Here is a 15,665-nt window from a genome sequence, read left to right as displayed (position 1 = left end):
GTCCGCCCTACGCTTGATTGCGCAAAAACCACAACGCCGACGCAAGGCCGGCGTTGCCGTTGCAATCGCAACCGTGAGATGGATCAGTCGCGGATGTCCACGTCCTTGGTCTCGCGCAGGAACAGCGAGCCGATCACGAAGGTCATCAGCGCGATGGCGATCGGGTACCACAGCCCGTAGTACATGTTGCCGGTGGCGGCGACGAGGGCAAAGGAGATCGTCGGCAGGAAGCCGCCGAACCAGCCGTTGCCGATGTGGTAGGGCAGCGACATCGAGGTGTAGCGGATGCGCGTCGGGAACAGTTCCACCAGCCACGCCGCGATCGGGCCGTAGACCATCGTCACGTACATCACCAGCAGCCACAGCAGCGCCAGCACCATCGGCTTGTTGATGCGCGCCGGGTCCGCCTTCTCCGGATACCCGGCGGCGGTAAGCGCGCCCTTGAGCTCATTGCCGAATGCATCGGCGTGCGCCTTGCTTTCGACCTTGCTCAGCCCGGCGCCCTCATAGACCGATACTTCGGTGCCACCGATGGATACCTTGGCCATCGAACCGGCGGGACTGGCCTGCACTTCATAAGGAATACCGGCCTTGGCGAGCGCCGCCGCGGCGATGTCGCAGGAGTTGGTGAAGACCTTCTTGCCGATCGGGTCGAACTGGAACGAACAGGTGGCCGGATCGGCATGCACCACGGCCGGTGCGTTGGCCCGCGCTTCCTCCACGGCAGGGTTGGCGTAGTGGGTCAGTCCCTTGAAGATCGGAAAGTAGGTCAATGCGGCCAGCAGGCAACCGGCCATGACGATCTTCTTGCGGCCGATCTTGTCCGACAACGCGCCGAACACCACGAAGAACGGTGTTGCCAGCAGCAATGCGCCGGCCACCAGCAGGTTCGCGGTGGTGCCGTCGAGCTTCAGCGTCTGGGTGAGGAAGAACAGCGAGTAGAACTGGCCTCCGTACCACACCACCGCCTGGCCGGCGGTCGCGCCCAACAGCGCCAGCAGCATCAGCTTGCCGTTGCTTGAGAACAGGCTTTCGCGGAACGGAGCCTTGGCTGTCTTGCCTTCGTCCTTCATCTGCTGGAACAGCGGCGACTCGTTGAGCTGCATGCGGATCCACACCGATACGCCCAGCAGGACGATCGACACCAGGAACGGGATGCGCCAACCCCAGGCCTCGAAGCGGTCGGTGCCCAGGTACAGGCGGCAGCCGAGGATCACCAGCAGCGACAGGAACAGGCCCGCCGTCGCGGTGATCTGTATGAAGCTGGTGTACAGGCCGCGCTTGCCCTGCGGCGCATGCTCGGCCACGTACGTCGCCGCCCCGCCGTACTCACCGCCCAAGGCCAGGCCCTGCAGCAGCCGCAATGCGATCAGGATGACGGGCGCTGCCATCCCGATGCTGGCGTAGTTGGGCAGCACGCCGACCAGGAACGTCGACAGCCCCATGATCACAATGGTGACGAGGAAGGTGTACTTGCGCCCGATCCTGTCGCCGAGGCTGCCGAAGAACGCCGCGCCGAAAGGACGCACGAAGAAGCCGGCGGCGAAGGCCAGCAGTGCGAAGATGAAACCGGTTGTCTCGTTGACGCCGCTGAAGAACTGCTTGGCGATGATCGCCGCGAGCGAGCCGTACAGGTAGAAGTCGTACCACTCGAACACGGTGCCCAGGCTGGACGCGAGGATGACCTTCTTGTGGCCCTGGGTGAGCGCCGCGTTGCGAGCATTGGCGGTGATGGTGGACATGATCGTCGTAGTCCTCAGGAACTGTATTTGATGCGCGTCTGCAGGCGATCGAGGTTGCCGCGCAGCCTTGGCTTGAACACGTGGCGCCAGCCGACGAATCCGCTGATCAAATCGATGTTCTCCAGATCCCCGTTGGTGTCCAGCACGGCGTCGTTGTTGAGCGCCGACCGATATAGCGGCCAAATGCCACCGCCCCCCGGTGAGCATATAGCGGATGTCGTCGTTCTTGCCCAGGTTGAACTCGCTCGAGGCGCTCAGGCGCTCGGGCCCGGAGCCGGTGCTGAGGTTATTCCCGCGCAGGTGGGGAGCGGCAGCGTGCCGTTGAAATCAAAGGCGCTGGACTCCCGCCTTTGCGGGTAATGGCGTGCTCCGGCCCTTCATGCTCACGCACCGCTTTTGCGGCTATCGTCTATAGCCGCCAGCGGCGATGGCGAGGGTGGATGCGGCACAATTTGCTGGCCGGCCATCACGCGGCCGCCCACGAACCAGCGCAGCCCGGAGCACGCCATGACCCACCCCGCCACCGTCTATCCGATCGATGCGGACTTCGCCGCCCAGGCGCGGGTCACGCGCGAGGCGTACGAGCGGTTGTACGCCGAGTCGGTGGCGCAGCCGGATGCGTTCTGGGGCCGTATCGGGCAACGCCTGGACTGGTTCAAAAAGCCGACGAAGATCAAGGACGTGAGCTACCAGCTGGAGGACTTCCACATCCGCTGGTACGAGGACGGCGAGCTCAACGCCAGCGTCAACTGCCTGGATCGCCACCTGGACCAGCGCGGCGACAAGACCGCGCTGATCTTCGAGCATGACGACCCGTCCAAGCCCGCCGAGCACATCACCTACCGCGAGCTGCACGCGCGCGTGTGCAAGCTGGCCAACGCCCTGCGCTCGCTCGGCGTGCGCAAGGGCGACCGCGTCACCATCTACCTGCCGATGATTCCCGAGGCAGTGGTGGCGATGCTGGCCTGCGCCCGCGTCGGCGCCATCCATTCGGTGGTGTTCGGCGGGTTCGCCCCACAGTCGATCGCCGACCGCGTGGCCGACTGCACCAGCAAGCTGATCATCACCTCCGACGAAGGCCTGCGTGGCGGCAAAAGGATCGGGCTCAAGGCCAACGTCGATGCCGCGCTGAGGATGCCCGGAACGAACACGGTCGAAACCGTGCTGGTGGTTCGCCATACCGGCGCCGCGGTCGACATGCAGATGCCGCGCGACCGCTGGTACGACGCGGTGGTCGACAGCCAGCCGACGCAATGCGAGCCCGAGCGCATGAATGCCGAGGACCCGCTCTTCATCCTCTACACCTCCGGCAGCACCGGCAAGCCCAAGGGCGTGCTGCACACCACCGGCGGCTACCTGACCTACGCCAGCTATACCCACGAGGTGGTGTTCGACATCCGCGAGGACGACATCTACTGGTGCACCGCCGACGTGGGCTGGGTCACCGGGCACAGCTACATCGTCTACGGCCCGCTCGCCAATGGCAGCACCGCGGTGGTGTTCGAGGGCGTGCCCAACTACCCGAACGTGTCGCGGTTCTGGGACGTGATCGACCGCCACCAGGTGACCGTTTTCTACACCGCGCCGACCGCGATCCGTGCGCTGATGCGCGACGGCGACGAGCCGGTGCAGCGCACTTCGCGCAAGTCGCTGCGCCTGCTCGGCACCGTCGGCGAGCCGATCAATCCGGAAGCCTGGCGCTGGTATTACGAGGTGGTCGGCGACAGCCGCTGCCCGATCGTCGACACGTGGTGGCAAACCGAGACCGGCGGCATCCTGATCACCCCGCTGGCCGGCGCGATCGATCTCAAGCCCGGCTCGGCCACCAAGCCGTTCTTCGGCGTGCAGCCGGCGCTGGTCGATGCCAACGGCACGCTGCTCGACGGCGAAGCCGAGGGCAACCTGGTGCTGCTCGACTCCTGGCCCGGTCAGATGCGCACCGTCTACGGCGACCACCCGCGTTTCATCGACACCTACTTCAGGACCTATCCGGGCATGTACTTCACCGGGGACGGCTGCCGCCGCGATGCCGATGGCTATTACTGGATCACCGGCCGCGTCGACGACGTCATCAACGTCAGCGGCCATCGCATCGGCACGGCGGAAGTGGAGAGTGCGCTGGTCTCGCATCCCAAGGTCGCCGAGGCGGCGGTGGTCGGCTTCCCGCACGACATCAAGGGCCAGGGCATCTACGCCTACGTCACGCTGATCGCCGGTGAGGCTCCCAGCGACGCGCTGCTGAAGGAACTGGTCGCGCATGTGCGCAACGAGATCGGCCCGATCGCGACGCCCGACCACCTGCAGTGGGCGCCGGGCCTTCCGAAGACGCGCTCGGGCAAGATCATGCGCCGCATCCTGCGCAAGATCGCCGAGAACGCACCGGACCAGCTCGGCGATACCTCGACGCTGGCCGATCCGTCGGTGGTGGAAAGCCTGGTCAACGATCGTCTTGGCAAGTGACGGCTGGAAGATATCGACTGACTCTTCACGCAACGAATTCTTCACGCGACAGCCGATGACTTTTGGCCGCGGGTCGCGCACCATCGCGCTTCCTTACTGCACAGGGATTGTCCGGTGATGAAACGACCATTGCGAACCTGCGTGCTGGCGCTGTGTGTGGCGATACCGGCTTCCGTGATCGCCGCGGACTCATCTGCACCGCCTAAGCCGGACCTGACCCTCGATATCTATGCGGAGCCCGCGCGCCTGGTCGAGATCGGCGGCGGTCGCCGACTCAACCTGCGTTGCAGCGGCCCGCAGTCGCCCACGCGCACCGTGTTGCTGGAAGCCGGCTTCGGCGGCGATTCGATGGCCTGGGCGCGTGTGCAGCCGCTGCTGGCCGCGCAGCTGCGGGTCTGTTCGTACGACCGCGCCGGATACGGTTTCAGCGATGGCGGTCCGCTGCCCCGCAGCGTCGAGGCCGAGACCGCCGACCTGCATGCGCTGGTGCACGCGGCGCAACTGTCGTTGCCGATGGTGATCGTCGGCCATTCGCTGGGCAGCAACATCGCCCGGCGCTATGACCAGCGCTATCCGGACGACGTGGCCGGCCTGGTGCTCATCGATCCGCCGCCGCAGCAGGTGGGCAAGTTCTCGGCGCAATACCAGAAGCAGGAAACCGAGATGCTGCCGCAGGTGCTGGCCGCCTATCGGCAATGCGAACAGGGCGCGCGGGACGGTCGCCTCGTCGATCCGCCGCCCGAGCTGAAACAGTGCCTGCGCGGTCCCAACCCGCTCTTCAGCGACAAGCTCAATGCCGCGGTGCGCGCATCCAAGTCACGGCCGGAATTCTGGCAGACGGTGATCACGGGATCGGAGGCCAAGGCCACCTTATTCGACGACGCGGTCGATCCCGGCGAGAAGCACGGCAAACCCGTGGTCGTGCTGACGGCCGTCGATGCCTATGCCGAGGCGCCGCCGCAGATCCGCGACGCCTTGCAACCGGCGCAGGAAGCCACGCATAAGGCCCTGGTGAAAACCTCCGGTCAAGGCAAGCGCGTCCTCGTCAGGGGCGCCTCGCACGACATCCAGATCGACAAGCCCGCTACCGTGGTCGATGCGATAACGGACGTGATCTCCACACATTGATCGCACCAGTGAGCGGCCGTCGACGCGGTCGCTCGCCAGGATGAATACGAGGCGGCGCAAGGCGCCCACTCTGGCGTTTTTTTGATCGCACGCGGAAGTCGTGACGTGGCGTATCGCGCCCACGTTACTTTCGCCATGGGCGACGCCGACCGCCCGATTCCGTCACGTCAAATATACGTTTGTGACTGCAGCATTCGGTTCCGCCCCAAGCGGTGCTTGTGCTCCATGTCAATCCAGCTGCGTCCATCTCGGGCCGGATGAGATCACGTGTTTTCTGCGGCGCCAGCATTGCCTGCGCCAAGCGAGTCGTGACGGGGGACGCCTGATGGATTGTGTGCCGGATGTACTGCGTCACCTCTGCAACCGACGGCCCGACGGACCGATGGCGTGCCGATCCTCGCACGAGGCGATGACCGTGAGCGTGCGCCTGTGTTCGCAGTCTCTGCGCCGGCCTTCAACCCCTGCTTGATCTGGTGCGGCGCGGCTACGCGACCGTGGGCGGGCTGTCATTGAAAAGCGGGATTCGATCCATGACCGACATCAAACGCAGAACCACACCGACCCGACCGGAACGCCTGCGGGACTCGTCGACAGCGCCGATGCCCCGGCCCTCGCACGTGGAGGAGGCTTCCGTCCCGCCGATCCCGCAGGTCGACAAGTCGAATGCAGACGTGGCCTCGGTCGAGTACTCGGCTTACCGGACCGGCCTGTCCAATCACCGTACCGGCCTGTCGGAACACCGCACGCAACTGTCGGAATACCGCACCGACCTGTCCGAGTTCCGCACCGACCTGTCGACAGACCGCACCGAAATGTCGATGCGCCGGACCGGCATGTCGTTCCAGCGCACGCGCATGAGCGCCGACCGCACCCTGATGTCGATCATGCGCACGGCGCTGTCTCTGATCGGCTTCGGCTTCACCATCTTCCAGTTCTTCCTTCACCTGCAGTCGTCCAAGTTGATGACCGAAACCAGCCATGCACCGCGCAACTTCGGCATTGCGCTGGTTGCGCTGGGCATCGTCATGTTGACGTTGGGCATCGCCTATCACGTCGTGTTCATGAGAAGCCTGCGTGCCGAGCGCGGGGCCATGACCCGCGACGGACTGATCCACGGCAAAAGTCCCTATCCGATCTCGCTGACTTTGATCACCGCGAGCCTGCTGTGGCTGCTGGGTCTGGCGGCCGTGGCCAGCATGGTCTTCAACCTCAACACCCTGGGATAGCCCCGCATCCGGATGCCCAACCCGGACATCTTCCCTCTGCCCGGCCAGTTCAGTTCAGTTCAGTTCATCAACGTGTTGCACCCGCGCAAGCCCCCACCGAGCAACGTAAGGAGATGCACATGGCAACAGCAAAGAAGGCGAAGGACGCACCATCGGGAAAAGCCAAGGCAGGCAAGAAGCCGCCCAACATCCTGGTGATCTGGGGCGACGACATCGGCATCTCCAACCTGAGCTGCTATTCGCACGGAGTAATGGGCTACAAGACGCCCAACATCGACCGCCTGGCCAGGGAAGGCATGATGTTCACCGACTCTTACGGCGAGCAATCGTGCACGGCGGGACGCTCGTCGTTCATCACCGGACAGAGTGTCTACCGCACTGGCCTGTCCAAGGTCGGGATACCGGCTGCGCCGCAAGGCCTGCAGCCGGAAACAGTGACCACCGCCGACCTGCTCAAGGATCGCGGCTACGCCACGGGCCAGTTCGGCAAGAACCACCTGGGCGATCTCAACAAGTTCCTGCCCACGGTCCACGGCTTCGACGAGTTCTTCGGCAACCTGTACCACCTCAACGCCGAGGAAGAGCCGGAGATGGCCAACTACCCCAAGGACCCGAAGTTCCGCGAGATGTTCGGGCCGCGCGGCGTGCTGCACTGCTGGGCCACCGACAAGGATGATCCGACCAAGGAAGAGCGCTGGGGACGCGTCGGCAAGCAGAAGATCGAGGACACCGGCCCGCTGACCAAGAAACGCATGGAAACCTGCGATGACGAGTTCGTCGCCGCCGCCACGGATTTCATCAAGCGCCAGCACAAGGCGGACAAGCCCTTCTTCGTGTGGCTCAACACGACCCACATGCACTGCTTCACGCACACCAAGAAGGAAAGCCTGGGGCAGGCGGGCCGCTGGCAGTCGCCGTACCACGACACCATGATCGACCACGACAAGAACGTGGGACAGATGCTGGACCTGCTGGACGAACTGGGCATCACCGAGGACACCTTCGTGATGTACTCGTCCGACAACGGGCCGCACATGAACACCTGGCCGGACGGTGCGATGACCCCGTTCCGCAGCGAGAAGAACACCAACTGGGAGGGCGCGTTCCGCGTGCCGATGCTGGTGCGCTGGCCGGGGCACATCGACGCGGGATCGATTTCCAACGAGATCGTGCAGCACCACGACTGGCTGCCGACGTTCCTGGCCATGACCGGCGACGCAGACGCACCGGAGCGACTGAAGAAGGGCACGACCGTCAACGGAAAGAAGTTCAAGAACCACATCGACGGGTTCAACTTCCTGCCCTACCTGACCGGCGAAACCAAGGAGGGGCCGCGCAAGCTCTTCTTCTACTTCAGCGACGACGGCGACGTACTGGCCATCCGCTACGACAACTGGAAGCTGGTGTTCATAGAACAGCGATGCAAGGGCACCCTGCAGGTGTGGGCGGAACCGTTCACGCGATTGCGCCTGCCGAAGATCTTCAACCTGCGCACGGACCCCTGGGAGCGCGCCGACGCCACATCGAATACCTACTATGAGTGGCTCATGTACAACATGTATTTCCTGTACGCCGCGCAGGTGGCAGCGGCAAAGTTCGCTGAAACCTTCGAGGAGTTCCCGCCGGTCCAGAGACCCGGCAGTTTCACCATCGACGACGCGCTGAAGAAGATGGCGGAAGTGCCGGCCGGCGCAAGCTGACACCCGACCGTGGCCCGGGCGGCGCGGATGCGCCGCCCGCACGGGACGCGCGGGACGAGTTATTGCTTCGTACGGAAGCGAAGCACCCAGCCACACGCCTGAGGCAGCGCAGTGACCGACAAGACATCCGAATGCCTGGAATGCTGGAACGACGGCCCGGCGAAGTCCGCGATCGTCGACTTCGTCGAGCGCGTGACGCGCGAGGGCAGCGCCGACTATGTCGCACCGGACGAGCGTATCGCCGTCTTCGACAACGACGGCACGCTGTGGTGCGAGTATCCGATGCAGGTGCAGGTGTTCTTCGCGCTGGCGCAGGTCAGGCGCCTGGCCGAGCAGGACCCTGCGCTGCTCGAAAAGCCGGCGTTCAAGGCCATGCTGGACGGCGACCTGAAGACACTGGCGTCGCTGCCCAAGAAGGAGGTTTTCGAGCCGGCATTCGCCACGCATGCCGGCATGACCGTGGACGAGTTCCGCCAGACCGCCGCGCAGTGGCTGGACGAGGCCCGGCATCCGTCGCTGGACTACCTGTTCGTGCAGGGCGCGTACCTGCCGCAGTGCGAGTTGCTGACCTACCTGCGGGTGCACGGCTTCAAGACCTACATCGTGACCGGCGGTGGCGTCGAGTTTGTGCGCGCGGTCGCGCAGGAGCTATACGACATACCGCCCGAGCAGGTGATCGGCTCGAGCACCCGCATGAAGGTCGAAACCGTCGACGGCCATCCGGTGCTGCGCAAGCTGCCGGAGCTGGGCAGCTTCGACGACCGCGAGGAAAAGGTTGTCAACATCGCGCTCCACATCGGGCGCCGGCCGATCTTCGCTTTTGGCAATTCCGACGGTGACCTGGCGATGTTGCGCTACACGCTGGCTGGCGCCGGCCCGCGCATGGCCTGGTATCTGCATCATGATGATGCGGATCGCGAATTCGCCTACGATCGCGATTTCAAGCTCAGCGCGCTGATCGAGGGCCTGGACAATGCCGCCGAATATGGCATCGGCATCGTGAGCATGAAGAACGACTGGAAGCAGGTGTTTGCGGACTGATCGCCGCGCCTGCGGTCTTCGAACCAACCGCGTCGATCTGCCTGCATCGAACCACTTGCACGGAACCAACTTGGGAGCGGCCTTTGAGCGTTTCGTTCGAGAACATGGTGAGGATTCCCGGCGGCAGCTTCCTGATGGGCTCGGACCATCACTACCCCGAGGAGGCGCCCGCTCACAAAGTGGCGGTGGACGGGTTCTGGATCGATACGCATAGCGTCACCAACTCGCAGTTCGCACGCTTCGTCGCCGCCACGGGTTATGTGACGTTGGCGGAGCGGCCGGCCGATCCTGCCGACTATCCCGGCGCGGATCCGGCCCTGCTGGCGCCGTCGTCGGTGGTGTTCCTGCAGCCACCCGGCCCCGTGGACCTGCGCAACCACTTCAACTGGTGGTCGTACGTGCCGGGCGCCGACTGGCGTCACCCCTACGGGCCGCAGTCCTCGATTGAAGGCAAGGACGACTACCCGGTCGTGCACGTCGCCTTCGAGGATGCGCTGGCTTACTCGCAGTGGGCCGGCAAGTCGCTGCCGACCGAGGCCGAGTGGGAGTTCGCCGCGCGTGGCGGTCTGGACGGCGCGGAGTTCTGCTGGGGCGATGAGTTCACGCCGGGCGGCCGATACATGGCCAACACCTGGCAGGGCGAATTCCCGTGGCAGAACCTGGAGGAAGACGGATATCTCCAGGTCGCGCCGGTCGGCTCTTTCGAACCCAACGGCTTCGGCCTGTACGACATGGCCGGCAATGTCTGGGAGTGGACCACCGACTTCTACCAGGAGCACTCGCGCATCCAGCAGCACGCCTGCTGCACCCTGCAAAATCCGCGCGGCGGTATCGCCGAGCAAAGCCACGATCCGCGCAACCCACAAGTGAAGATTCCCCGCCGGGTAATGAAGGGCGGCTCGCATCTGTGCGCGCCCAATTACTGCCGGCGCTACCGGCCGGCCGCGCGCATGGCGCAGCCGATCGATACGTCGACCTGTCACCTGGGTTTCCGCTGCATCGTCCGCGACACCGCGACGTCTGGCTGACGTTGCGGGCCGCGTGCTACGCGGCTACGGGCGTGTGCGGACGCCGAAGCCTGCCTTCATTTCTTCCAGGTCCAGGTTGCCGTCGCTGTTGCGATCGAGCCAGGAGAACTTCATCTCCAAAGCGCGGCGCAGTTCGGCATCATCCAGTGCGCCATCGCCGTCCAGATCGGCGACCACGATGCGGTCCGCCGCGGTCGGCGAGCCCTGCCCGATCGCGCCCAGGATCTCCTGCAGTTCCGCAGCCGACAGGCGCGCATCGTCGTCGACGTCCATCGTCTCGAACGCGACGTCGCTGTCATATTCGTATTTGCTCAGCACACCGTCGCGGTTCACGTCGAGGAAATCGAAACGGGTGGACGCGGTGTCCGGAAGATTGCTGTCGGCGCACAGGGCCGGAGCAGCGACGCTCAGACTGAGCAGCAAGGCGGTAAAGCGGGCGGTGGTGCGGATCATGGCAGTTCCCCGGAGACGTGTAGCACGTGCTTCAGGCAACGCCGGCGGGGCCAGACAACGGACAAATGCGCAGTTCGCGGGCAGTGTCCGAAGGGGGACGGCCCGATCCAGCGCTCCATCGCGACGGATCGAGCATTCAGCGCTCACGCCTGCGGCCCGGCACGCTCACGGCAGCCGGGTCGGCGTATGAGTGGGTGGAAGCGCCATCGGCCGCATCCGCGGCCGCCGGCGGATCACTCTCGTTGCGCGGCCTCGGCGCGATCAATGGCGCCGTCGTCGTTGGCATCCATTGCGTCGAAATCGTTCGCCGTGTAGGCGTCGAGCTCTTCGACCATCAAGAAACCATCGCCGTTGGCGTCGATCGTGTCGAACTTGCTCGGATCGGGAGCCGATGCGACTTCGCTGCGCGAGAGTTTGCCGTCGCGATCGGTGTCGTGCAGCAGCGCCAACTCCTGCACGAAGCCGTCGTACTCCTGGCGATCGACCTTGCCGTCGTCATTGGTGTCGGCGGCGTTGAAGCGATCCGGCGCCGGATCGGCCGCGACTTGCGCCGCCGCAGGGGAGGCGATGGCCAGCGCGAGAACGATGCTCAGTGGAAGCTTGATCATGGTGGCACTCCTCGCTGTCAGCCCGCGTCCCACTGCCCATTGGATTTCTTGCAGGCGGTGCCGGTCGTCTCATCGACTGATTGGCCGCCGACGCTCAAGCCCCGCCGGAAGTCGCGGCAGACGCGCCCGTCGCTCATCTTCTTGGTGTTGAGCGCGACGAAGTAACCGGACTCGTGCGTGCGCGGATCCGACCAGGTCACCTTCTGGCCCGACGCGCCATTGTTGAGGGCGCGTTGCGCGGCGTCCTTTTCGTATTCGGATTTGGCGTGCTTCTTGTAGATGTGGTCGCCGATGAAACCGCCGGCCACGGCGCCGGCCGCCGTCATCAATACGCGGCCCGTGCCCCCGCCGAACATGTTGCCGACCAGGCCGCCCACTACTGCGCCGGCGACCACGGAGCCGGACTGCTTCTGGGTTTCGCGGGTTCCCGGATCGCTGGCGCATCCCGCCAGGGCGACCGTGGTGGCCACCACGACGATGATCTTTTTCATCGCTGCTACTCCCTTCGCAAGGGCTCGGGTTGTCCCAGTCATCTTCCGGTCTGGCCGTTAAATCGGCGTGACCCTTCGAAAATCCTGCTGCCGGGACGCCTTACTCCACCGCAATCACCACTTTGCCGCGCGCATGCCCTTCCTCCAGGTAGCGGATGGCCACGGGCAGATCGCTGAAGTCGTAGCGCCTGTCGATCACCGGCTTCACCTTTCCCGCGGCGAGCAGGTCGCGCAGGACCACCAGGTCTTCTTTCTTCATCTGCGCCAGGAACATGCCCAGTTCCTGGCTGCCAAACGTCGACGCCGCGTATGCATGTGCCACGCGGCCCATGGGCCCGATCCAGCGATGGTCGTCCGGCCCTCCGCCTCCGACCAGGATGTACTTGCCGTTCTCGGCCAGTACGCGGCGATTCTCCGACAGCGATCGGTTGCCGACGTTGTCCACGATCACGTCGTAGCGCTGGTCTGCGACGGTGTAATCCTGCTTCTTGTAGTCGATCACCTGGTCCGCGCCGAGCGAGCGGACCAGGTCCACGTTCCGGGTGCTGCACACGCCGGTGACCTGCGCGCCAAGTGACTTGGCGATCTGCACCGCAAACGTCCCCACGCCGCCGGAAGCGCCGTTGATCAGCACCTTCTGCCCGGGCTGGACCTTGCCCCTGTCGCGCAGCGACTGCAATGCCGTGATCGCCGCGATCGGAACCGACGCCGCCTGCTCGAACGACAGGTTGTCAGGCTTGGATACCACTCGGTCCTGGCGGACGACGACGTACTGGGCGAATGCCCCGGTCTTGCCGCCGAATACCGCGTCGCCCGGCTTGAACTGAGTTACGTCGCTTCCCGTCGCCTCCACCGTTCCGGCGAAATCGACACCCAGTCGAATGACCTTGGGTCTGCGCAGGCCGGTCTGCATGCGCATGAAATACGGTGTGCCGCGCATGTAATGCCAGTCGAGCGGATTGACCGCCGCCGCGCGGACTTTCACCAGGACTTCATCGGCTGCCGGCGCCGGCTTCTCGACGTCCTCGAGCTTGAGGACATCGGCCTGGCCGTAGTCGCAATAGACGAACGCTTTCATCGGATGACGGGGCGCAACGGCGCTGCCGTCGTAGCAGGGGTTGCTGGAAGTCCAGTACGCGATGAGCCCCGCGGCCACCAGTGCCAGGGATAGTGCGAGCAGACCCCAGCCAACGACTCGTTTGAGCCTCATCGTTCGGCGCCCGCGGCCGCATCGGCCTGAATGGATGTGCGCGGACGATGGCACCGGAAAAGTTAAGCGCCTGTGACCGGCAAAGCGCCGGGAAAGTGGCTACATCAGCGAGTCCGCCAACCGGGCAATGCCCTCGCGGCTGCGATGCCAGCGCGGGCGGCGTCGCCACTGGCCGATATCAAGCAAATCGGCGTGGGCGAGGTAGCTGGCCTCGATCTCGCGCAAGCGCGCCACCACCGCCGCGTCGTAACACAGCAGGCCGGCTTCGGCATTGAGGGCGAAGGAGCGGATGTCGAGGTTGATCGAGCCCACCAGCGCGATGTCGTCATCGACGCTGAGGTGCTTGGCGTGCAGGAAACGCGGCCGATACAGCGCGACACGCACACCGCTGCGCAGCAGCTCCTCGTAGTAGGCCTGTTGCGCCCAATGCGTGAGCGGCCTGTTGCTGCTGGCCGAGAGCACCAGCAGCACGTCGACGCCAGCCAGGGCGGCAATCCGCAACGTGCTGAGCGTGGCGTCGTCGGGAACGAAGTACGGCGTGACCAGCACCACGCGATGCCGCGCTCGCTGCACCAGCGCGATCACGACGTCGCGCGCGTTCTGGAACGGATACGCCGGTCCGCTTGGCAGCACCTGTGCCGGAGACGTGCCGACCACGGTTTCGCCGTCGGCCACGTCGAGCAATTCGCCGGTCTCGATCAGCCAGTCGCTGGCGAACAGGGCCGCCAGCTGCCGCACCACCGGCCCCTGCACGCGCGCGACCAGCTCGTGGTTCGGATGCCCGGGCACGAACGCAGGACCGGCGAGGTTCTGCGAGCCGATGTAACCGACCCGCCCGTCGATCACCGCCAGCTTGCGGTGATTGCGCAGATCCATGCGCGAGAGCTTGCGCCAGGCCAGCCCGCCAGCCAGCATCGCCCGCACGTCGACGCCCGCGGCGCGCAACGGGTGGGCCCACGCTCGCAGCCCGGGCTTGGCGCCCACCGCGTCCAGCAGCACGCGACAACGCACGCCACGCGTGGCGGCGCGGCGCAGCGCTTCGGCCACGGCACGGCCGACCTCGTCGTCGTGCATCAGGTAATACAGCAGGTGCAGCTCCTGCCTGGCCGATTCGATGTCGCGCAGCAGCGACTCGATCGAGGCCTCATAGCGGTCGAGCAATTCGATGGCGTTGCCGCCCAGCGGCATGAAGTCGCCGACGCGTTCGGTCAGTTGCGCGATGTCGCCCGCGGTCTCGTCGCTTTCGCCCGGCGACCAACGCAGCAGCGCGCGCCCGGACTGGTGCTTGAGGATCACCTGCGACGCGCGTGCCTGCCGCATCCGTCGCTCGTGCGCCAGCCAGGGATGTCCCAGCACGAGATACAGCGGCAGACCCAGCAACGGCACGAAGCCGACCAGCAGCAGCCAGCTGCGCGCGGCGGCCGGTGGGCTGCGCACGGGGATCCAGACCAGCGCCGCCAGGCGGATCAGCCAGTCGAGCAGGAACAGCCAGTAGCCCGGATTCAGGTCGAACATCGGCGCATTGGGCCGGTCGGGGCATTGCGGGCGGGTGAAGGCATCGGCCTTGGCCCGCTGGCGGATTTCACGCCGGCATAGCTTCCCCTGGACATGCGCGCTCTTTCGTCGTTGCTAGTCTCCTGTCGCCGAGTACCGGCAAGACGGCGGCCCGGCGCATCGGGAGGCTCATCATGAAAGGTCACCGAATTGAAGGCGGGGGAGGTATCGGGCTCAACGTCGTCGAGACCGGCAACGCCAGCGGGCGCCCCATCCTCTTCATCCACGGCTTCTCGCAATGGGCTCAGCTGGCGCCGGCAGATGAAGTCCGAACTGACCGAGAGCTACCGTTTGCTGGCCATGGACATCCGCCGCCTGCGGGCGTTCGCGCAAAGCCTGTAGCGCGATGCCGCAGTCGACGTGCGCGCTGTTCGCGCACACGACAGCCGAAAAGAAACCCGCCTTTCGGCGGGTTCTCTGGGCCGCTTTCGCGAGGGACAAAGGTGTTCCCGCTGCGCGAATGTGTCACGCAAAAAGAAACCCGCCTTGCGGCGGGTTTCTCTGGAGGCGCCGGATCCCCGCCTTCGCGGGGATGACGCAATGACAAGCGCTCGCGCTTGAGCGAACGCGTCATTGCATCACTTGATCTTGCCTTCCTTGTACGGCACGTGCTTGCGAACGACGGGGTCGTACTTCTTGACCTCCATCTTGTTCGGGGTGTTCTTCTTGTTCTTGTCGGTCGTGTAGAAATGACCGGTGCCGGCCGAAGAGATCAGACGGATCTTGTCGCGCTTGGAAGCCATGATTCAGTCCTCAGATCTTTTCGCCACGGGCGCGCAGGTCGGCCAGAACGGAATCGATACCGTTCTTGTCGATGGTGCGCAGGGCGGCGGTGGAAACGCGCAGCTTGATCCAGCGGTTCTCGGAAGCGACCCAGAAGCGGCGCTCATGGAGATTCGGGAGGAAACGGCGGCGGGTCTTGTTCATGGCATGCGAGACGTTGTTGCCAGTCGTCGTTCGCTTACCAGTTACTTGGCATACGCGGGACATACGCACCTCGAAAGGTAATGGTGCTTCCCTTAGC

Annotated in this window: 15 protein-coding genes and 1 pseudogene; 6 read left to right on the top strand and 10 right to left on the bottom strand. The window is 65.0% G+C overall.

Going from position 1 to position 15,665, the window contains the following annotated elements; all coding sequences use genetic code 11:
• Window positions 1–83: 83 nt before the first annotated feature.
• Complete coding sequence (locus tag J2X06_RS01290) at window positions 84–1,742, bottom strand: MFS transporter (RefSeq protein ID WP_310057250.1); 1,659 nt, start codon at window positions 1,740–1,742, stop codon at window positions 84–86.
• Between the two features lie 14 nt (window positions 1,743–1,756).
• Entirely contained in the window at window positions 1,757–1,888 is a 132-nt protein-coding gene (locus J2X06_RS01285) for a hypothetical protein (RefSeq protein WP_310057247.1), read from the bottom strand.
• Window positions 1,889–2,249: 361 nt separating this feature from the next.
• Between J2X06_RS01285 and acs the strand changes: the two genes are divergently transcribed.
• From acs to J2X06_RS01255, 6 genes are all read left to right on the top strand, one after another.
• On the top strand, window positions 2,250–4,202 hold the full coding sequence (gene acs, locus J2X06_RS01280) for an acetate--CoA ligase (protein WP_310057244.1): 1,953 nt from the start codon (window positions 2,250–2,252) through the stop codon (window positions 4,200–4,202).
• 117 nt (window positions 4,203–4,319) lie between these two features.
• Window positions 4,320–5,330, top strand: a complete 1,011-nt coding sequence (locus J2X06_RS01275) for an alpha/beta fold hydrolase (RefSeq protein WP_310057241.1) — start codon at window positions 4,320–4,322, stop codon at window positions 5,328–5,330.
• Window positions 5,331–5,860: 530 nt separating this feature from the next.
• Complete coding sequence (locus J2X06_RS01270) at window positions 5,861–6,556, top strand: YidH family protein (protein WP_310057239.1); 696 nt, start codon at window positions 5,861–5,863, stop codon at window positions 6,554–6,556.
• Window positions 6,557–6,675: 119 nt separating this feature from the next.
• Window positions 6,676–8,256 (top strand): arylsulfatase, encoded by a 1,581-nt coding sequence (locus J2X06_RS01265; protein ID WP_310057237.1) that lies wholly within the window; start codon window positions 6,676–6,678, stop codon window positions 8,254–8,256.
• A gap of 111 nt (window positions 8,257–8,367) precedes the next feature.
• Entirely contained in the window at window positions 8,368–9,297 is a 930-nt protein-coding gene (locus J2X06_RS01260; RefSeq protein WP_310057234.1) for an HAD family hydrolase, read from the top strand.
• An 83-nt stretch (window positions 9,298–9,380) separates the two neighbouring features.
• Window positions 9,381–10,325 carry a formylglycine-generating enzyme family protein gene (locus J2X06_RS01255; RefSeq protein ID WP_310057232.1) on the top strand — a complete coding sequence of 315 codons (945 nt, stop codon included), beginning with the start codon at window positions 9,381–9,383 and terminating at the stop codon, window positions 10,323–10,325.
• 24 nt (window positions 10,326–10,349) lie between these two features.
• On the opposite strand, the gene J2X06_RS01250 is transcribed toward J2X06_RS01255, so the two are convergent.
• The 8 genes and pseudogenes from J2X06_RS01250 to rpmB form a co-directional block, all read right to left on the bottom strand.
• Window positions 10,350–10,778, bottom strand: a complete 429-nt coding sequence (locus J2X06_RS01250) for a hypothetical protein (protein ID WP_310057228.1) — start codon at window positions 10,776–10,778, stop codon at window positions 10,350–10,352.
• A gap of 233 nt (window positions 10,779–11,011) precedes the next feature.
• The gene (locus J2X06_RS01245) at window positions 11,012–11,386 is read right to left on the bottom strand and encodes a hypothetical protein (RefSeq protein WP_310057226.1); all 375 of its coding nucleotides are present in this window, start codon (window positions 11,384–11,386) and stop codon (window positions 11,012–11,014) included.
• Window positions 11,387–11,403: 17 nt separating this feature from the next.
• The gene (locus J2X06_RS01240; protein ID WP_310061131.1) at window positions 11,404–11,667 is read right to left on the bottom strand and encodes an RT0821/Lpp0805 family surface protein; all 264 of its coding nucleotides are present in this window, start codon (window positions 11,665–11,667) and stop codon (window positions 11,404–11,406) included.
• Window positions 11,653–11,787, bottom strand: a pseudogene (locus J2X06_RS01235) (glycine zipper 2TM domain-containing protein); the annotation flags it as partial. The pseudogene J2X06_RS01235 and the gene J2X06_RS01240, both read right to left, overlap by 15 nt.
• A gap of 190 nt (window positions 11,788–11,977) precedes the next feature.
• Complete coding sequence (locus J2X06_RS01230) at window positions 11,978–13,087, bottom strand: NAD(P)-dependent alcohol dehydrogenase (protein ID WP_310057224.1); 1,110 nt, start codon at window positions 13,085–13,087, stop codon at window positions 11,978–11,980.
• Window positions 13,088–13,186: 99 nt separating this feature from the next.
• A complete protein-coding gene (cls, locus tag J2X06_RS01225; protein WP_310057221.1) occupies window positions 13,187–14,602 on the bottom strand; it encodes a cardiolipin synthase in 1,416 nt (471 codons plus the stop codon).
• A gap of 617 nt (window positions 14,603–15,219) precedes the next feature.
• Window positions 15,220–15,387, bottom strand: a complete 168-nt coding sequence (gene rpmG / locus J2X06_RS01220) for a 50S ribosomal protein L33 (RefSeq protein ID WP_430539531.1) — start codon at window positions 15,385–15,387, stop codon at window positions 15,220–15,222.
• Window positions 15,388–15,394: 7 nt separating this feature from the next.
• Window positions 15,395–15,631, bottom strand: a complete 237-nt coding sequence (gene rpmB / locus J2X06_RS01215; RefSeq protein WP_310057215.1) for a 50S ribosomal protein L28 — start codon at window positions 15,629–15,631, stop codon at window positions 15,395–15,397.
• Between the last annotated feature and the right edge of the window lie 34 nt (window positions 15,632–15,665).

This window comes from Lysobacter niastensis (assembly GCF_031457115.1).
Lineage (GTDB): Bacteria > Pseudomonadota > Gammaproteobacteria > Xanthomonadales > Xanthomonadaceae > Lysobacter_J > Lysobacter_J niastensis_A.
This window is presented reverse-complemented; position numbering and strand designations above follow the sequence as displayed.